Here is an 18,785-nt window from a genome sequence, read left to right as displayed (position 1 = left end):
AAGGCGCGAAAACACGGGTCGTAGAACGGGAAACGATGGCTTCTAAGTATGGAAGCCGGCGAAAGCCTTCCTCCGGGAAAGGCATGTTGCTGGCAGCAATTTCTTCATTTGCAATTGGCGGCCTGCTGGTCGGCTATGTCGTCTGGTACAATGTGAGCGAGCAGGAGGCGGTGGATACCCGACAGCCTGCCGCACTCGCTTCGACGAGCCCCACCGCATCGCCCACCGGCGCGCTTTCCCCATCCCCGACGCCGCTCGCCAGCCCAAGCGAAACCGCAAGCGCCGAAGAAGCGGTCGAGGCGGTTACCGGCCTTGCCGAGCAGCAGGGCGGGCTCGACCAGCGCCTTGCCGCGGCCGAGCAGCGGCTCGCCCGGCTCGACCTCCAGGCGCAGGCCGCAGCGGGCAATGCCGCGCGCGCCGAGGCCCTGCTGATTGCTTTTGCCACCCGTCGCGTGATCGAGCGGGGGGACGAGCTCGGCTATCTTGCCGACCAACTGCGTCTGCGTTTCGGCGACGAGCGGCCCAATGCGGTCAACACGATCATCAATTTCTCGCGCATCGATCCGCCGATCAGGTTGGACACGCTGCTGGCGCGGCTCGAGGGCCTTGGACCGCAGCTGGCGGAGCGTGATGAGGGGCCGTCCTGGGCCTCGTTCAAGCGCGAACTGAGCGAACTCTTCGTCATCCGGCGCAGAAGCACACCGTCGCCGCAGCCGGAAAGACGCCTCGAACGCGCACGCTATGCGCTCGAACAGGGTCGTTACCAGAATGCGATCGACGAAATCCGCAACATGCCCGGTGCCGAAAAAGCCGAGGCGTGGATCGCCGATGCCGAGAAGTTTCGCGACGTGATGGCCGCGCTCGAAAATATCGAAACCGCCGCCGTGCTCGACCAGAGAGGCTTGCGCGACGGTGCGGGTAACCGGATCGAGCAGCCGAGCCCGGTCGGTACGTCGGGCGGCGAATAGACTTTCTCAGGCTTTGAGCAGTTCGGGCAGGTCGCCCGAGACGCCGCGCGCCTCGTCCATAAACCAGTGCTTCAGCGGCCCTGTGCGCTGTACGCCTGCCATGCCGAGGCGGCGGATCGCGCTGGCTGCCTTGCCCGGCACGCCAAACAAGCGGGTGAGGCCATCGGTTGCAAGCGCGACCATGAAGCTGTCGAGCCCGCGCCAGTTCTCGTAACGTTTGAGCAATTGCGCATCGCCAGGGTCGAGGCCGATGCGCGCACCGTCCGTCAGCACTTCGACGAGCGCCGCCGCATCGCGCAGGCCAAGGTTGAGGCCCTGTCCCGCGATCGGGTGAATGCCGTGCGCGGCGTCTCCGATGAGCGCGAGCCGCTCGCCCGTGATCTTGGCGGTGTGGTGGAAACCGAGCGGCCAGCTCGACCGCGCGCCGACGCTGGTGACCTCGCCAAGGACGTCACCCATGCGCTTTTGCACTTCGGCGAGAAATGCGCGGTCGCCCAGTTTCATTACGCCCTTGCCGTCCTCTTCGGAGACCGTCCAGACGAGCGAGCTGCGATGCGTGCCGTCGGGATCGTCGTTCATCGGCAGGAGCGCGAACGGCCCTGCGGGATAGAAAATCTCCCACGCAACATTGTCGTGCGGCTTAGAATGCGTGAGCCCCGCAATGATCGCGCGGTGATGGTAGTCCCATTTGGCGATGGTGATGCCCGCCGCGTCGCGCGTGGGCGAGCCGCGCCCTTCCGCGCCGACCATGAGGCGGCCCTTGAGCTTTTCCGGCTCGCCGCCATCGCGGGCAATCACCGCAGCGACGCCATATTCGCTGCGCTGGCGCTCGCGCACTTCGGCCTTCGAGACCCAGTTGATGAGCGGTTCTTTCGCCGCGGCTTCGAACAATGCGAGGCGCAGGCGGCGATTGGGGAACATCCGCCCCAGCGTGCCCTCGTGCGGCTCGGGCTTGAAATCGATCCGCCCCGGCTTGTTCTGGTCGGTCACCGCGATCGCGGAGATGTCGCAGGCGAATTCCTCCAGCCCTTCGGCAATGCCGATATTGCGGAACAGGTGCCAGCTCGCGGTTGAGATAGCGGTGGCGCGGTCGTCGAAACCCTCGCGCGTCAGCTCGGCCGGATCGGCGCGGTCGATCACGTGGCTCGACAGCCCCTGCTTCGCCGCCGCCAGCGCCAGCGTCATGCCGACGAGTCCGCCGCCAAGGATCACGAGATCGCGTGTGTCGTTACTGTTCAAAATATCACCTTGTGCGCGTTCATTGCGAATACCACTTGTCACGCCTAGAGGTTCCGCCGTGTTCGAGGCAAGAATGTTCCCCTCTCCGATGCGTCATTTCGCTGCATGGCTTGTTGCGCTCCTCGCAATGTGTGCTCTTGCACTGCCAGCGAGCGCGCAGGAGATTCGTACCGAGGCGCGTTACGGTGACGAAAACATCTCGGTCGAATTGCTCGCTGACGGAATGCCGGTCGCGGGCGAGGAATGGATGCTCGCGCTCGCCTTCACCCCGCGTTCGGACGAATGGCACGGCTACTGGAAAAACCCGGGCGATGCGGGGCAGGGCATGCAGTTGCAACTCGCGCTGCCCGAGGGCTGGGAGTTGGGCGAGGCGCTCTATCCCGTGCCCGAAACGCTGGTGCAGGAAGTTGGCGACGAGCGGCTGATGAACCACATCTACAAGGGACGCTTCACCGTGCTGGTACCGGTGCGCGTGCCCGAGGATGCTGTGATCGAGGGCATTCCCGAGCTTACCGGCTTCGTCGAATATCTCGCCTGCACCGACACCGTGTGCGTGCCGCAGGACGCTGTTTTGAGAGCGGGCGTAGGAGGCGATTTTGCGCGCTGGCGGGCGGAGGTAGCGCCGCTACTGGATGCCAAAGGGACGTTCGAAATCACCGGGCGAAAACTACGCATCGCAATCCCGTTGCCCGGGAGCGTCGGATTGTCAGGCCCCAGAGCTTTCATCGCCAATGAGCGGCTTGTCGAATACGCTGCCACCCAGACCTTCCGCCGCGAAGGCGACCTGCTGATTGCCGAAATCCCACTCGACGAATTTGGCACTGGCGAGGCTGACGAAGTTTCCGGCATCCTCGCATTCGGGGACGGTTCGGGTGTGCGTTTCGAGGCTGCACCGGGCGATGTCACGACCGGCGGCAAGCTCATTGCGGGGCCGGTCGGCATGCAGACCCCGCCGCTCTGGACGCTGATCCTCGGTGCGCTCGCGGGTGGTCTGTTGCTTAACATCATGCCCTGCGTGTTCCCGATCCTCTCACTGAAGGCACTGTCGCTGGCGCGTGCAGGGGAAAGCGAAGCGCAGGCGCGTTCGGAGGGGCTGGCCTATTCTGCGGGCGTGGTCCTCGCATGCGTTGGCCTAGGCGCAGTGATGCTGGCATTGCGCGCGGCGGGCGAACAGGTCGGCTGGGCGTTCCAGTTGCAGGAGCCGGGCGTCGTGGTTCTGTTGCTGGTCCTTGCAACCGTCATCACCGTGAACTTCGCCGGGCTGTTCGAGCTTCCGGGTCTCTCGATCACCCAAAGCGGCAAGCCGGGCGGGGCTTTTGCCACAGGGCTTCTGGCAGCGTTTGTGGCAACACCATGTACCGGTCCGTTCATGGCAGCGGCTTTGGGAGCGGCGCTGCTGCTGCCCGCGCCGATGGCGCTGTTGTTGTTCGCGATGCTGGGGCTGGGATTGGCGCTTCCCTTCCTGCTCATCGGCTTTGTTCCCGCCCTGCGCTCGATGCTACCGAAACCGGGACCATGGATGGAGCGTTTTCGGCGAATCATGGCGATCCCGATGGGGCTGACCGTACTCGCGCTCGTCTGGCTCACCGTCCAGCTTGGCGGACGTGGTTTCGCATTGTTTGCGATCGTAATGCTGTTCGGCATCGTTCTCGCGCTCGGCGTGGTCGGCCGACTGCAAAAAGCGGGCAAGATGGCGTGGCCAGCATTTGGCCTCGTCGCCGCGCCTTTCCTGATCTTCGGGGCCTTCGCTCTTCCATCGAGCTATGAAGCGCAAGCCTCCCAAAAGACCGAAAGCATCCACCAACCCGTTGCCTTCAACCGCGAGGCGCTCGCCGAGGCGCGGGCGAGTGGCCAGCCGGTCTTCCTCTGGTTCACCGCCGACTGGTGCGTGACCTGCAAAGTCAATGAGGGGCTGGCGATCGAACGCGAGACGGTGCGAGACGCTTTCGAAAAGTCGGGCGTCGTCGCCATGGTTGGCGACTGGACTGTGCGCGACGAGGAAATCACGAGCTTCCTCACCGAACAGGGCGCTGCGGGCGTGCCGCTCTACTTGTGGTACGAGCCGGGTGCCAGCGAGCCGGAACAGCTGCCGCAGGTGCTCACCACCGACATGCTGATCGATCGTGCCTCAAAAGAGCGGCGCTGACGTCGGCATCGGCTAGTCGGAGGCTTCTGCCTCGGGCTCGTCGATAGCCTCGAGATTGCCGCGACATTCGTTCAGCAGTTGCCACGGCATCTCGCTCGGGTTGAGGGTTACCATTCCGGCACCGGGCACGGTGACCGTTACCTGGCGCGGTCCGGCGAGCGGTTCCCAAGCGGTGTCCGCAGCGGGCAATTCGCCTTGCCACACATGGCGGCTTCCCACCTCCGTCGCATCGACTTCGATCCGGCCGATTGCGCCATTGCCGATCAGTGCAAGCAGGGCGCCTGCGCCTTCATCGGCCGGTGAGAGGCGGGTGATGCGCAAAGCCTCGGACTGCCCTTCGCGCTCCACGCATTCGAGCGACACGAGCGCTGGTTCGCCCGGCTTACCGTAGATGATCCGTCCCTCCTCGGTTGAAGGTGCCCACATTGCGCCTTCGGTGTCGGGCGAGGGGAGTGGGTCGGATGCGAAAATTGGTTCTTCGGCAGGCATCGCGCGGTCGAGCCCCGCATCGGTGGGCGGCGGTTTGCAGGCGGCGAACGCGAGGACCGCGACAAGCGCAATTCTCCTCACGGCTTGCCGCCCATGCGCTTGAAACGGGTCTTGCCATAGCGCGTCTTGCGCGTGCCGGCCCGGCCCGCGTCCGAGCGCCCGACGCGCGGGGCCTTCTTCTGCTCGTCGGGCAGGCCAAGCTCGTCGTTTTCGAGGCGGCGGATTTCGTCCCTGAGGCGACCCGCTTCCTCGAATTCGAGGTTTGCAGCGGCCTCGCGCATGCGCTTTTCAAGGTCCTCGATATAGGCGCGCAGATTGTGCCCGACGAGGTTGTTCACTTCCTCGTCTCCGGTGTCGACCGTGACCCCGTCCTGGCTCGCCGTGTGCGCGACGATATCGGCGATTTCGCGCCTGATCGTCTGCGGGGTGATGCCGTGTTCCTCGTTATAGGCTTGCTGCTTGGCGCGGCGGCGGTCGGTCTCGGCGATGGCGCGCTCCATGCTTCCCGTCATCCGATCAGCATAGAGGATCACGCGGCCATCGACATTGCGCGCCGCGCGGCCGATGGTCTGGACGAGACTGGTTTCCGAACGCAGGAAACCCTCCTTGTCGGCATCGAGGATGCACACGAGGCCGCATTCGGGAATGTCGAGCCCCTCGCGCAGCAGGTTGATGCCCACCAGCACGTCGTAAACGCCCATGCGAAGGTCGCGGATCAGCTCGATGCGCTCCAGCGTCTCGACATCGGAGTGCATGTAGCGGACCTTCACACCCGCCTCGTGCATGAACTCGGTGAGGTCTTCGGCCATGCGCTTGGTGAGCGTGGTGACGAGCGTGCGATAACCCTTGGCCGCGGTCTTCTTGCACTCCTCGATACAGTCCTGCACCTGGTCCTCGACCGGGCGGATTTCGACCGGGGGATCGATCAGGCCGGTGGGGCGGATGACCTGCTCCGCAAAGACGCCGCCGGTCTGCTCCATCTCCCACGGTCCCGGCGTCGCCGAGACGCAGAAGGTCTGCGGGCGCATCGCGTCCCATTCGTTGAAGCGAAGCGGGCGGTTGTCGATGCACGAGGGCAGACGGAACCCGTATTCGGCCAGCGTCAGCTTGCGGCGATGGTCGCCGCGCGCCATCGCGCCGATCTGCGGGATCGTCTGGTGGCTCTCGTCGACGAACAGCAGCGCGTTGTCGGGAAGGTATTCAAACAGGGTCGGTGGCGGCTCGCCCGGCAGGCGGCCGGTGAGGAAGCGCGAATAGTTCTCGATCCCCGCGCAGCTGCCGGTCGCGGCGATCATCTCGAGGTCGAAATTGGTGCGTTGTTCGAGGCGCTGGCGTTCGAGCAACTTGCCTTCCGCCTCGAGTTCCTCGAGCCGGTGCGCAAGCTCGAAGCGGATCGCCTCCATCGCCTGCTTCATCGTCGGCCCCGGCGTCACGTAGTGCGAATTGGCATAGACCCGGACGCGATCGAGGCTGGCGCCTTTTTTGCCGGTGAGCGGATCGAATTCGCTGATCTCCTCGATCTCGTCGCCGAAAAAGCTGATCCTCCACGCCATGTCCTCGTAGTGCGAGGGGAACAGCTCCAGATTGTCGCCGCGCACGCGGAACGTCCCGCGCGCAAAGGCGGCATCGTTGCGCTTGTATTGCAGCGCGACGAGCTTGCGGATGAGCTCGCGCTGGTCGACCGTATCGCCCGCCTTGATGTCGAAAACCATCGCCGAATAGGTTTCGACCGAACCGATACCGTAAAGGCAGGAAACGCTGGCGACGATGATCACGTCGTCGCGTTCGAGCAGCGCGCGGGTGGCCGAATGGCGCATCCGGTCGATCGCCTCGTTCACGCTCGACTCCTTCTCGATATAGGTGTCGGAGCGCGGGACGTAGGCTTCGGGTTGGTAGTAGTCGTAGTAGGAGACGAAGTACTCGACCGCGTTGTTGGGGAAGAAGCTCTTCATCTCCCCGTAAAGCTGGGCTGCGAGGATCTTGTTGGGCGCGAGAATCAGGGCAGGGCGCTGCAGCGTCTCGATCACCTTCGCCATTGTGAAGGTCTTGCCCGATCCGGTGACGCCGAGAAGGGTCTGTGTCTGCTCGCCCTGCGAGGCACCCTGGACCAGCTCGGCAATCGCGGTCGGCTGGTCACCCGATGGCTCGTAGTCCGAGACCAGCTCGAACTTCTTGCCGGGCATCGACTTTTCGGGGCGCGCAGGGCGGTGCGGGGTGAATTCCTCGCCGGTTTCCGGTTCGTCTAGACCCCGGCGGATGACAAGTTCGGACATGCGCGCAGATATGGTCTTCCAATTGGCCATTGTGAAGCGGCGAGGCGCAGATTAGCCTGCTCGCACACACAAGAACGGGCGCGCATCTGGATTTTCATCGGGAGGAACCGACATGAAGTACGCATTCCCCACCATCCTCGCGGCGTTCGCCCTTGGCGCTTGTGGCGGCTCGCCAGAACCCGACGCGGATGGCGATGGGTCGATCAGCATGGCAGAAGCGGCCGACGCAGCGGCAGCAAGCGGCCTCAAGCCGGAACCGGGCCTGTATCGTGTCACCAGCCAGCTGAAAGGTATGAACATGCCGGGCGTTCCCGCCGAAATGTCGGGCGAAGGACTCGGCTTTACCAACACGATGGAACACTGCCTGACGCCCGACGAGGTCGAAAAGGGATTCGAGGAGATGATGAAGGAGGGGCAGGACGGAACCTGCACCTACGAAAAGTTCGAGATCGACGGCGGCTCGATGGAAGGTGTGATGAACTGCGAAGGGTCTGACGGTCAGGTGCGGGTCGAGTTTACAGGGACCGCTACTCCTACCTCTTCGGAGATGGACGCTACGGTTGCTTCCAATATTCCCGGACTCGGCGAGGGTACCATGAGCGTCAACGTGAAGCAGGAACGCATCGGCGATTGCAAAGGGTGACCGGAACCGTCGGCTTCACAGCTCATTCACCAGAGTGAGGCATAGTGAGAAACCGATGGCGACGCGACCGACCCTACCTGAACTGCCTAGCCTGCCGAAGATGGGCGAGCTCGATCTTGCGCGCCGGATTGAACTGGCGCGCGAGCCCGAGCCCGAACCTGTGCCGCGTCCGCGGCTGGTCCGGTTCCTGGGCGAGTTCAGGCATCTCGCCGAGCCGATCAAGCGGCCGTTCCGCAGGATCGAAGTGGCCAAGAGCGACAATCCGCAAATCGTTCTGATCCTGCCTGGCTTTGCGACACATGCGGGACGGATGAAATATCTCGCAAGACATCTCGAAAGGGCAGGGCACAAGGCGAAACGCTGGAAGCTCGGCTGGAACTGGGGTGCCGAGAACGACACGCTGGAAAGACTCACTGACCGGCTCGATGAAGTCTGCGCGCGCTATGATCGCAAGATTGTCTTGCTGGGCTGGAGCCTCGGTGGTCTCTATGCTCGTGAACTCGCCAAGGCGCGGCCCGATTGCGTTTCGAAGGTGATCACGATGGGCACGCCGTTTTCGGGCTCACCTCGCGCCAACAATGTCTGGCGGTTCTACCAGTTCGTAACCGGCCACCGGGTAGACAAACCGCCGATTGAAACCGACGTTTCGGAGAAGCCTCCCGTCGAAACCGTCGCCCTGTGGAGTCCCAATGACGGCGCGATTCATCCGCGCAGCGCGGCCGGTTTTCCGGGCGAACGCGACCGCGCAATTGCGCTCCGCTGCACGCATATGGGTTTTTCCTACTCTAAGGAGGCGATTTTGGCGGTTCTTGAGGAACTTGAACGCGTCTGATCCTTTGATTTCCCGAGCTTTCAATTCGCGCTCTCGTCGCTAGGCTGAACTGCGCGCAATCTGGATAGGGGATCGATGTTCGGGTCTTCCGACAATTTCGACGAAATGCATGATGCGGATGGCGCCGTCCGACCGGCCTATTCCGACTATTGCCGCTGGTTCGAAGAGCAGGAAACGGATGCTCTCAAACGAAAAGCGGCAGATTGCGATGAAAGCTTCAGGCGCACCGGCATCACCTTCAACGTGTATGGAGAGGATGAGGCCGAAGAACGGCTGATCCCGTTCGACATGGTCCCGCGCATCATCACCGCAAGTGAATGGCGTAAGCTCACGCGCGGCATCGAGCAACGGGTGCGGGCGCTGAATTCCTTCCTTCACGACATGTATCATCGGCAGGAAATCGCGCGGGCGGGGCGCGTGCCCGAGCGCCTGTTCTGCAACAACGATGCGTGGCTGCCCAATATGGTTGGCTTTAGTCCGCCGGGCGGGATTTACACCCATATTGTCGGTATTGACCTCGTGCGAACCGGGCCGGACGAATTCTACGTGCTGGAGGATAACGCCCGCACGCCTTCCGGCGTCTCTTATATGCTGGAGAATCGGGAGACGATGATGGCGATGTTCCCCGATCTTTTCAGCCAGGTGCATGTCGAGCCGGTATCCGACTATCCACGTCGCCTTGCGCGCAGTCTCGCTGCATGCGCGCCGCCGGCCTTCGAAGGGTCGGGAGGAGCCAAACCGACCGTCGCGGTGCTGACGCCCGGAATCTACAATTCGGCCTATTTCGAACACGCTTTTCTCGCCGACCAGATGGGCGCGGAACTGGTCGAGGGCGGCGATCTGCGGGTGATCGACGGACGGGTGCAGATGCGCTGCACGCGCGGATACACCCCGATCGATGTGCTCTATCGCCGGGTGGACGATGATTTCCTCGATCCGCTGACCTTTAACCCCGAAAGCATGCTCGGCGTGCCGGGGATCATGGACGTCTACCGCGCAGGCGGGATTACCATCGCCAACGCGCCCGGCACCGGGATCTGCGATGACAAGGCTATCTATTCCTTCATGCCTGAGATCGTCGAATTCTACACCGGCGAGAAGCCATTGCTGCCCAATGTCCAGACATGGCGCTGCGCCGATCCCGACAGCCTCGAATATGTGCTCGACAATCTCTCCGACCTCGTCGTGAAGGAAGTTCACGGTTCGGGCGGGTACGGCATGCTGATCGGCCCGACAGCGTCGCGGCGCGAGATCTCCAAGTTTCGCAAGAAGCTGAAGGCGAACCCGCAGAACTACATCGCCCAGCCGACGTTATCGCTTTCTACGTGCCCGATTTTCACCAAAAAGGGTTTAGCGCCGCGCCATGTCGATCTGCGGCCGTTTGTGCTCGTTTCCCCCACCGGGATCGACATCACGCCAGGCGGTCTTACCCGTGTCGCACTCAAGAAGGGATCGCTCGTGGTCAACTCTTCCCAGGGCGGCGGAACGAAAGACACATGGGTGCTTAAAGACTGATGCTCGGACGTACGGCCAACGGATTGTTCTGGATGTTCCGCTATCTCGAGCGGGCGGAGAACACTGCGCGCCTCCTCGAAGCGGGCCTGCGCATGGCGCTCACCCGCGACCTGGTGACGGCAGAGGAAGAGTGGCGCTCGGTCATAGCGACGAGCGGCAATCAGGCCGCTTACGAAGCCGAGCACGATGGCTATGACGGCAACTCGGCCTGGAATTTCATGCTGCGCGACAAGGCCAATCCCGGCAACGTGCGCGAAATGTTCGGTGCGGTCCGAACCAACGCTCGAATGGCGCGGACCAATATATCGAGCGATGTTTGGGAAGCGGTCAACGAAAGCTGGATGGCGCTCGACAAGATGCTGGCGCGCCCGATCGGTCAGAATGGGGTCGGCGATGTAGTGCAGACAATCCGGCGCGCCGGCATGCGGGTTCACGGTGCGCTGGACGGCTCCATGCTGCGCAACGAGGCCTATCACTTCGCGCGCGCGGGCACCTTCATCGAACGCGCGGACAGCACTGCGCGCATTCTCGACATGAAATACTTCCTGCTGCTGCCCTCGCTATCCTATGTCGGATCGCACCTCGATACCGGACAGTGGGACCAGGTGCTCCGCTCGGTCGCGGGCTCTCGCGCCTATACTTGGCTCAATGCGGGGCAGATCGATGCGCGCGGGATCGTTGAATTTCTTGTGCTGGACGACCGTTTCCCCCGCAGCCTCGCTTTCTGCCGGGGCGCCTTGCGCGAACAACTGGCCGCGCTCGCCCGGTTGCACGGTGCGGAAGGCACATCGAACGAACTGATGCGCGAGGCCGACATGCATATCTCCGACCTCACAGTGGACGAGATATTCGAGCAGGGCTTGCACGAATTCCTCCTCGATTTCATGGCTCGCAATGTCGCCATCGGCGACGCGATCGCCGAAGATTACAGGTTTCTCGCATGAGACTGTCGATCCGCCATCGCACGCGCTATGTTTTCAGAGAGCCGGTTGTGCACGCCCTCCAGCGGCTTCGCCTGACACCCAAGGAAACTCAGGGGCAGAGCATCGTGCACTGGGACATGAGCTACGAGAACGCTCATCCCGAGCTTGAATACGAGGACGAGCACCATAACACGGTGACCCTTATTGCGGTCGATCAGGGGGCGAGCGAGGTGACGGTCACCTGTGAAGGGATCGTCGAGACGCAGGACAAGGCCGGGATCATCGGCCGCCATTCGGGATATATGCCGCTCTGGAGCTTTCTCTCGCAAACCCGGCTGACCAGGCCCGGGGCAAAGATGAAGGCGCTCATGCGCAAGCTTGGCATGTCTCCGGCAGCGGACAAGCTGGCTTATCTCCATGCGCTTTCGCGTATGATCGCGGAAAATGTCCGTTACGAAGTCGGCGCAACCCATGTCCATACCACCGCCGAGGAAGCGGTCGCGGCAGGGCAGGGCGTGTGCCAGGACCATGCGCACATCTTCATCGGTGCCGCGCGCGAGGCCGATATTCCGGCCCGCTATGTGAGCGGATATCTGATGCTCGACGACCGGATCGAGCAGGAGGCAAGCCATGCCTGGGCAGAGGCACACGTTGACGGGATCGGCTGGGTTGGCTTCGACATTTCCAACGGCATCAGCCCCGATCCGCGCTATGTCCGGGTTGCAACCGGGCGCGATTACCGCGATGCAGCGCCTGTTACCGGGATCAGCTTCGGTACGAGCGAGGAAAAGCTTCACGTCGACATCGCGGTCGAGCAGCAACAGATGGACCAACAATAGATGACCTATTGCGTAGGCATGATCCTCGACAAGGGGCTCGTAATGATGAGCGACACCCGGACTAATTCGGGGGTCGATAACGTTTCAGTGTTTCGCAAGATGTTCCACTGGCATGTGCCAGGCGAGCGCATCATCGCGATCATGACTGCGGGCAATCTTGCGACCACGCAGGCCGTCATCAGCATGCTCGAGGAGCGCAATCGCAGCCCGGACAAGCGCGAGACAACTTTGCTGAACGGGCCCACGATGTTCAGCGTCGTCACCGAAATCGGCAAGCTGCTTCGCTCGACGATCGAGGAACGCCAGAAGGCTAACGGCGACCGGGGGAAGGGCCGCTTCACCGCATCCATGATCGTTGCCGGGCAGATCGCCGGCATGGAGCCTCGATTGTTCATGATCTACCCGGAAGGAAACTTTATCGAGGCGAGCTGGGACACGCCATTCTTCCAGATCGGGGAAACGAAGTACGGTCGTCCAATCATCATTCGCGCCTATGATCGCCACATGAGCTTCGAAGACGCGGTCAAGCTGCTGATGGTATCCTTTGATTCGACGCTCAAGGCGAACCTGTCCGTCGGAATGCCGCTCGATCTGCTGGTTATAGAAAAGGATGGGTTTGCGCCGATGCACGAGCGGCGGGTGACGCATGACGATCCCTATTTCCATGCCATATCGTCGACTTGGGGGGCAAAACTGAAAGAAGCGTTCCACACGCTGCCCGATTACCGGATCGAAAACTCGGAATAACTGCGCCATTTCATCGCTTAACCGCGTTTCTGCGTCAGGTTAGCGAAAAATAAGCTTCAAAATGGAGTGTAGTTTTTCGAGGGTTCCTGCGGATTTGCCCGTTTCCTAACGATTTATTGCTCCGGATTGGGGGCAGTATGGCGTGAATTCCTGCGCGATTCAGGCTTTTCCCTTAAGCATGACACGCAAGGCTACCCTCCATTTCATTGACCAGTCGAGCCGGAACCGAGCCGAGTTGGCAAGGATCGGCTTTGCACTCGGCCACCATTCCGAAGTCTATGGCGACCTTTCCGAGCTTTCGGTCCATCCCCCTCGCGAAGGCATCATCGTCGCCCGCGATACCGCCGAAGATGGCGGCATCGCGATCGTTCTCGAACGCCTGAGCAGGCTTGGCATCTGGCTGCCGGTGATAGCATTCGAAGCCGATCCGCGTCCGGGTCGGATTGTCGAGGCGATCAAGGCAGGAGCGCTCGATTATCTATCGCTGCCAATCGATCCCGATCGTTTCGGGCGTTGTCTCGCCCGGATCGAGAAAGAAGCAGAGGTCTTCGGCGATGCCCGCCGCCGCATGATCGAGGCTCGCGATCGGATCGAGAGCCTTTCTGGGCGCGAACGCGAAGTTCTCGAATGGCTCGCCGAGGGAAGCAGCAACAAGGTTATCGCTCGCGAGCTCGATATCAGCCCGCGCACCGTCGAAATCCACCGCGCCAACATGATGAACAAACTTGGCGCGCGACATGCCGCAGAAGCAGTGCGGCTCAAACTGGAAGCGAAACTCGAACCACGCATACGCGCCTGAGTCCTTCGGATAACGTTCGAGCGCTTCTGATCGCCCCGGCACCTGCCCCCTCGGTGTCGGGGCATTTTTTGCGCGAGTTGTAAGGATCGCCGGTCGCGGTCTAGCGACAGAAACGCGGTCCGGTGCCCTCGAGATGGAAATGGTCTTCGTGCGCCCGGTTGTAATCGGGGCCAAGCACAGTACCGAAGCGCTTGCAGGCGCTCTTGTGAACAACCCGCAAGAACTCGCGCTCTGCATGTGTGCCGCCATCCCAGTCTTGCTTGAGACTGATGCGGCGACCATCGGCAAGGACAAATCCGGAAACGTCGATCGCCCCTGCCGTGGCATGAGCAGAACGGCGGTTTGATCCGGCAATGTTGCGGCACGAATAGCTGCCCATCGTCTCGATCCTCGCCAGCGGGCTGCCAAGCAGCTGGCGCGCCGCGCGGTCTACGCCGAAGCGTGCCCAGGCGCTGAAGACCTTAGCCGTCCTGCACTGGACGGGTCCGATATTGCTGACCCCGAATTGCGATGCGTCACCGTTGAGCGCGGAAAGCTGGACCGTGCCGAGCGTGCTGCATCCTTCTCCGGTGTAACTGTCGGGCAGGGCGGAGAACTGCGCGCCTGTGTTCGAAAGATCGGAGATGCAGGCGGCGTCCCTTGGGTTGGGGACGATCGCCATGGGCGCGGACGCAACACGGCGAGGCGCCGAGCCGGGCTTGGCAGGGGACACTGCGCTGCGATCGGGCGAAGGTGATGCGTTACCGGATGCCGACGGGATCAGGCTCCCGCAGCCACCGAGCGACACGGCAAGGGCCAGCGCCATAAACAGCTTTGATCTGCCGAGCTTTTCCATGGCCCGGCACTATCGCGCAAATATGGTTAACGAAGGGCTAAGAGCGACGGCCTAGGGCAATTCTTCGGCGACCTGTTCCCACAGCTCGATTTTCACACCGTTGGGATCGAGTATCCAGGCGAACTTGCCATAACCCTCATCCGCAGTGTCGAGCACTTTCACGCCTTTCTTCTTCAAGTCCGCGCAAAACCCGTCGAGGTCGTTTACGCGCAGGTTGATCATGAAGCCGCCCTTGCCTGGCTTGATATACGCATCATCCTTGAAGTGGCTGATCAGCGAGTACGGGTTTTTCTTGGGCTCATCCGCCCAGGCGAATTGCGGCCCGTACTCTCCGTCGACGCCCAGCTTGTCACGGTACCATTCACGCGTCGCTTCTGGATCGGCGGCGACGTAGAAAATGCCGCCAAGGCCTGTCACTCGAGGTGTATCGCTCATGTCATGTCCTCCCTTGCCCGCAGCATGCCCGAAGTCGCGCATGCTGAAAAGGACGTCAAAAACCTGTGGTGAAGGTGATCACTTCGGGCGGAAGCGCATCGAGAAGAGCAATCTCGATCGCTTTGTCGAGACCGGTGATCACCATTGCGCCAACCACAAGAAGCGCTATGGCGAACAGCGGCTTGCCGTATGCAGCGATCGCTTGCATCGTTCTGCGCCTTTCCCCAATCGCTTTGCGCGAACTGTAGGCGAAGGCGAGCGCGCTCGTCGCAACGCCGAGTCCGAAGATCAGGAATATGAGGAAGCTGCCGAGAAGGTCTTCGCCCCGGCTCGCAGCAGCAATGGCGACGCCCAGCGTCGGGCCGACGCAGGGGGCCCATACGACTCCCAGCAACAGCCCCACAGCATACTGTCCACCCGCCCCGTTTCCGCTCAGCTTCTCGAGCCGGCGGTTACCGAAATTCGCCATTGGCGCAGCAACGGCGACCAGCGCGGCCTGAGTTCGCGGGATGAGCAGCACGATTCCGGAAATCGCCAGCAGAGCCCCGGCAAGAAGACTCACGGCCTGTTCGTTGATGCCGAGCGAGTATCCGAATGCAATGACGGTGAATCCGAACAGCGTGAAACTCGTCACAAGACCGCCTGCGAGCGCAATCGGCCCGGCCCGGCTCTTGCCCAGCGCCGATGCGACGAGGATCGGCACCAGCGGCAGCACGCAGGGATTTAGGATCATCACGAGACCCGCGACGAAGGCTAGGGGGGGCACTTGCGAGCATGGCCTGAGCCTAGAGCGCTCCGAGGACTACACCCCGCAGGCGGTTGCGGTTGGTCTCCGCGATGGAGCGCGCGACTTCGGTCTCCCCATTGAATACCAGAACAGTCGACTGACGGGGGATGCGGTGGGCGCGCAGGAAATCCTTTTCCTGATCGAAATCGACCTTCACGAAGAGCACGTCGCTGCTCTGCCTTTCGCTGCGAAGCTCATCGAGGATAGGGGCCTGTGCGCGGCAAGTCGGGCACCAGTTGGCGTAGACATCGACCACGATGGTCTTGCCCTTCTTCTGCGCCATCATGAATTCGGCTTCGTCATAGACCTGCCAGCCGGAGGTGTCGGCCCGCGCGGACAACTGCATTGTGCCTATGACGAGAGCGCCGATTGCAGCGACGATAAAGAACAAGCGTGTCATTCAAAGCTCCAGAACAGGGGGCGAGATCGGCAAATTGCCGATGGGTCTGGAGAGATGTTCGGTCTGGCTCTGGCTGCGGTTACAGGTGCGAGGCGGCTATTCTGTCGGCGCGACCGCAGCGCTGCCCTGGGTCGCTTTGCTCACCACTACGATGGCGATCCAAGCAGCGATGAATCCGGGTACGATCTCGTAGAGGCCCTGTCCGTCGACGAAATCGGAATTGAGGCCAAGCGCGATCCACAGGGCCACCACTACCGCTCCCGTCACCAGACCTGCGACCGCACCGGCGCCGGTCATCCCGCGCCACGTCAGCGAAAGGATAATGAGCGGACCGAACGCCGCGCCGAAGCCCGCCCAGGCATTGGCGACGAGGCCGAGCACCTGGCTGTCGGGATTGCTCGCGATGACAATTGCGGCGATGGCGACCAGAGCGACGCAGATTCGTCCAACATCCACAGCCTCGCGCTCGCTCGCCTGCTTGCGCAGGAAGAGGCGGTAGAAATCCTCGGTCAGCGAGCTCGAGCTTACCAGCAGCTGCGATGAAATCGTGCTCATGATCGCGGCGAGCAGGGCGGCGAACAGGAAGCCGGTGACGAGCGGGTGGAAAAGCACTTCTGAGAGTACAATAAAGATCGTTTCCGGATCCTCGATGTTCAGTGCGTTCGCCTCGGCATAGGCGCGGCCCACGATGCCCACCGCGATGGCACCGATCAGGGCGATGGCCATCCATGACAGGCCGTAGGCGCGAGCACGCGCGACCTTCTCGACGCTCTTGATCGCCATGAACCGCACGATGATGTGCGGTTGGCCGAAATAGCCGAGGCCCCATGTGACCGCGCTGATGAAGCCGAGCGCGGTGAGTCCGCCGAAAAGGCCGAGAAAGGTTGGCCCTGCCTGGCTGGAGAGGATCTCCGTAACCACCTCGGCGCTGCCCAGCGCGCCGACCTCCTTGGAACCCCAGATCGCGACGATCGGAATTATGACAAGCGCCAGCATCATGATGATGCCCTGCACGAAATCCGTGAGGCTGACGGCGAGAAAGCCTCCCACCATCGTGTAGGCGAGCACGATGCCGGCGGTGATGAGGATGCCGAGCATGTAGTCGCTTATGCCGAGGCCCGGCGCCAATCCGGCAAACGCGGTCTCGAACAGCTTGCCTCCACCGACCAGCCCGGCGGCGGTGTAGACAGTGAAGAACATCACGATCACGATCGCCGAGACGACCCGCAGTGTCACCGCCTTGTCGGGAAAGCGATTGGCGAGGAATTGCGGGATGGTGAGCGCATTGCCGTTGCTTTCTGTTTGTTCGCGGAGGCGCGGCGCAACGACGATCCAGTTGACCACGGCGCCCGCGAACAGTCCGATCCCGATCCACGCCTCCACCAGGCCTGCGGCGTAGAGCGCACCGGGAAGACCGAGCAGTAGCCAGCCCGACATGTCGCTTGCACCTGCCGAAAGCGCCGCTACCGATGGCGGCAGGTTGCGCCCGGCCAGAAGATATCCTTCGCTGTCAAAAGTCGATTTGCGCCATGCATAGAGCCCGATGGCGATCATCAGGACGAAGTAGGCGGCGAGGCTTGCTAAAGTGGCGGTATTCATGTTGCGCGCGTGGGTAACAAACGGACGCACGCTTGGCCACAGGCGCCGGTTTCGCGGACTACGAAGGCATGATGTCGAATGCCACGCAGATACGCTCCTCATCGGATCTGTGCGGCCACGTGCGGTGGTGGATGTAGGACGGGAAAAGCAAGAGCATACCCGGCTCGGGGTGAACGCGTTGGTAGCCAAGACGCTCGCTCGCGCCATCGCCTAGCACCTCTTCCCACCAGCCGAAATCGATGGCGCCGGCCTTGTCACTGCCTCCCGGCAATCCGTCCGGAACCGCGACATAGTAAACGCCGCTGATCCAGCCGCGCCCGTGCATGTGCCAGTCTTCGTAACCGTCTTCCCGCGTGAGGATCGCCCATGAAGCGATCTTGCAGGCGCCGGGGCGTAATTCATCGAACAGACCGCCGGGTTTGCGGGTGGGGGAGTCGACCACACTTTCGATATAGTTCTGGGCGCAAGTGCAGATTGTTTCGAGAAGTATTCGGACATGCTCACTCCGGGCGGTGAACAATTCGTCGATGCGCCAAGAGCCCTTGCTCGCACGGCGGCTGTTTTCGAAACGTAGCGCCGGGTGGGTTCGCAGTTCTGCGGCGAGGTCCCGGTTGAATGATACGAGATCATCCGAACCCGATGGGCAGGGGAGGGTGCCGCACCAGAACAGCTCTTCGAAACGGCGAACTTCTTGCGCTTCATCGACCCTTTGCAGACCGGCGAGCGCCGCAGAACAGGCGGCGATCACGAGCGAGGAGGCGTTTCCAGCCGCGATCCGCCTTTCGCTGAAGTGAAGAAGATCGTCTAGCTGGCCCAGAGCCGCCTCGAGAACCGCGTAGCGGCGGAGGGCGGTGGTGTTTTGTGCGTCGAGATCGAGCGCATCGAGCACCATCGCTCGTGCGTTTTCAAGGTTCCCGCGTCTTTCGATCGATTGCGAGAGCGAAAGTAAGACGTTCGTTTTCGTGCGATCCTCAAGAGGGATGGTGAGGAGATCGCGCATCATGGCTTCGGAGCGGTCGGGATCGCGCGATCGGGTAGGAGCCTGAAGAAGCTGTGCGTGGAGCAATTTGCGTCCGGCATCCGTACCGGGATCGAGCATTTCGCATATTGTCAGCGCCTCGTCGAAGCGATCGAGAGCAGAGAGCAGCTGCACGCGCCGCCATTGCAGGTTTTGAGCAGGGGCAGGCGCGCTTTCCAGCATTTTCAGTTGCTGGGCGATGGTTACGTCAATCGGCTCGGGAAGCGCCGGACGCATCGAGCGCGCTCGTCGATTGGCCAGCTCAAAAGGCTCGGCTCCGGTGCGAGCCATGCTGACG

Annotated in this window: 18 protein-coding genes; 9 read left to right on the top strand and 9 right to left on the bottom strand. The window is 62.2% G+C overall.

Features of this window, described 5'->3' with window-relative positions:
- Positions 1 to 83 precede the first annotated feature (83 nt).
- Positions 84 to 968, top strand: coding sequence for a hypothetical protein (locus tag FIU90_RS12880; protein WP_234029522.1), 885 nt, complete (start codon positions 84 to 86; stop codon positions 966 to 968).
- A gap of 6 nt (positions 969 to 974) precedes the next feature.
- Here the strand turns inward: FIU90_RS12880 and FIU90_RS12875 are convergent, their stop codons facing one another.
- A complete protein-coding gene (locus FIU90_RS12875; protein ID WP_234029701.1) occupies positions 975 to 2,153 on the bottom strand; it encodes an FAD-dependent monooxygenase in 1,179 nt (392 codons plus the stop codon).
- Positions 2,154 to 2,280: 127 nt separating this feature from the next.
- Here FIU90_RS12875 and FIU90_RS12870 point away from each other — a divergent pair, with 127 nt between their 5' ends.
- On the top strand, positions 2,281 to 4,353 hold the full coding sequence (locus tag FIU90_RS12870; RefSeq protein WP_152435843.1) for a protein-disulfide reductase DsbD: 2,073 nt from the start codon (positions 2,281 to 2,283) through the stop codon (positions 4,351 to 4,353).
- Between the two features lie 12 nt (positions 4,354 to 4,365).
- Here the strand turns inward: FIU90_RS12870 and FIU90_RS12865 are convergent, their stop codons facing one another.
- Both FIU90_RS12865 and uvrB read right to left on the bottom strand, forming a co-directional pair.
- Positions 4,366 to 4,923 carry a hypothetical protein gene (locus FIU90_RS12865; RefSeq protein WP_152435139.1) on the bottom strand — a complete coding sequence of 186 codons (558 nt, stop codon included), beginning with the start codon at positions 4,921 to 4,923 and terminating at the stop codon, positions 4,366 to 4,368.
- Positions 4,920 to 7,115 (bottom strand): excinuclease ABC subunit UvrB, encoded by a 2,196-nt coding sequence (gene uvrB, locus FIU90_RS12860; RefSeq protein WP_152435138.1) that lies wholly within the window; start codon positions 7,113 to 7,115, stop codon positions 4,920 to 4,922. Before uvrB ends, FIU90_RS12865 begins: the two co-directional genes overlap by 4 nt.
- A 112-nt stretch (positions 7,116 to 7,227) precedes the next feature.
- On the opposite strand from uvrB, the gene FIU90_RS12855 reads away from it, so the two are divergent.
- From FIU90_RS12855 to FIU90_RS12825, 7 genes are all read left to right on the top strand, one after another.
- Entirely contained in the window at positions 7,228 to 7,758 is a 531-nt protein-coding gene (locus tag FIU90_RS12855; protein WP_152435137.1) for a DUF3617 domain-containing protein, read from the top strand.
- A 55-nt stretch (positions 7,759 to 7,813) separates the two neighbouring features.
- The gene (locus tag FIU90_RS12850; protein WP_152435136.1) at positions 7,814 to 8,590 is read left to right on the top strand and encodes a triacylglycerol lipase; all 777 of its coding nucleotides are present in this window, start codon (positions 7,814 to 7,816) and stop codon (positions 8,588 to 8,590) included.
- Between the two features lie 75 nt (positions 8,591 to 8,665).
- Positions 8,666 to 10,105, top strand: a complete 1,440-nt coding sequence (locus FIU90_RS12845) for a circularly permuted type 2 ATP-grasp protein (protein WP_152435135.1) — start codon at positions 8,666 to 8,668, stop codon at positions 10,103 to 10,105.
- The gene (locus FIU90_RS12840) at positions 10,105 to 11,049 is read left to right on the top strand and encodes an alpha-E domain-containing protein (RefSeq protein WP_152435134.1); all 945 of its coding nucleotides are present in this window, start codon (positions 10,105 to 10,107) and stop codon (positions 11,047 to 11,049) included. The genes FIU90_RS12845 and FIU90_RS12840 overlap by 1 nt, the downstream gene beginning before the upstream one ends.
- Positions 11,046 to 11,867 carry a transglutaminase family protein gene (locus FIU90_RS12835; RefSeq protein WP_152435133.1) on the top strand — a complete coding sequence of 274 codons (822 nt, stop codon included), beginning with the start codon at positions 11,046 to 11,048 and terminating at the stop codon, positions 11,865 to 11,867. Before FIU90_RS12840 ends, FIU90_RS12835 begins: the two co-directional genes overlap by 4 nt.
- The gene (locus FIU90_RS12830) at positions 11,868 to 12,614 is read left to right on the top strand and encodes a proteasome-type protease (protein WP_152435132.1); all 747 of its coding nucleotides are present in this window, start codon (positions 11,868 to 11,870) and stop codon (positions 12,612 to 12,614) included.
- Between the two features lie 178 nt (positions 12,615 to 12,792).
- A complete protein-coding gene (locus FIU90_RS12825; protein ID WP_152435131.1) occupies positions 12,793 to 13,413 on the top strand; it encodes a response regulator transcription factor in 621 nt (206 codons plus the stop codon).
- Positions 13,414 to 13,513: 100 nt separating this feature from the next.
- Here the strand turns inward: FIU90_RS12825 and FIU90_RS12820 are convergent, their stop codons facing one another.
- The 6 genes from FIU90_RS12820 to FIU90_RS12795 all read right to left on the bottom strand — a co-directional run bounded on the left by FIU90_RS12820 (position 13,514) and on the right by FIU90_RS12795 (position 18,778).
- Complete coding sequence (locus FIU90_RS12820; RefSeq protein ID WP_152435130.1) at positions 13,514 to 14,248, bottom strand: extensin family protein; 735 nt, start codon at positions 14,246 to 14,248, stop codon at positions 13,514 to 13,516.
- A 51-nt stretch (positions 14,249 to 14,299) separates the two neighbouring features.
- Positions 14,300 to 14,683 (bottom strand): VOC family protein, encoded by a 384-nt coding sequence (locus FIU90_RS12815; protein WP_152435129.1) that lies wholly within the window; start codon positions 14,681 to 14,683, stop codon positions 14,300 to 14,302.
- A 55-nt stretch (positions 14,684 to 14,738) separates the two neighbouring features.
- Positions 14,739 to 15,449, bottom strand: a complete 711-nt coding sequence (locus FIU90_RS12810; RefSeq protein WP_255478513.1) for a cytochrome c biogenesis CcdA family protein — start codon at positions 15,447 to 15,449, stop codon at positions 14,739 to 14,741.
- 19 nt (positions 15,450 to 15,468) lie between these two features.
- Positions 15,469 to 15,870 (bottom strand): thioredoxin family protein, encoded by a 402-nt coding sequence (locus tag FIU90_RS12805; protein ID WP_152435127.1) that lies wholly within the window; start codon positions 15,868 to 15,870, stop codon positions 15,469 to 15,471.
- Between the two features lie 96 nt (positions 15,871 to 15,966).
- Positions 15,967 to 17,469, bottom strand: coding sequence for a sodium/proline symporter PutP (gene putP / locus FIU90_RS12800; RefSeq protein WP_152435126.1), 1,503 nt, complete (start codon positions 17,467 to 17,469; stop codon positions 15,967 to 15,969).
- 58 nt (positions 17,470 to 17,527) lie between these two features.
- Positions 17,528 to 18,778: a putative 2OG-Fe(II) oxygenase gene (locus FIU90_RS12795; RefSeq protein ID WP_152435125.1), complete on the bottom strand. Its 1,251-nt coding sequence runs from the start codon at positions 18,776 to 18,778 to the stop codon at positions 17,528 to 17,530.
- Positions 18,779 to 18,785: the final 7 nt, after the last annotated feature.

The organism is Erythrobacter sp. THAF29, assembly GCF_009363635.1.
Lineage (GTDB): Bacteria > Pseudomonadota > Alphaproteobacteria > Sphingomonadales > Sphingomonadaceae > Erythrobacter.
Note: the sequence above shows the minus strand (reverse complement) of the source record. Positions and strands in the feature narration are given on the sequence as shown.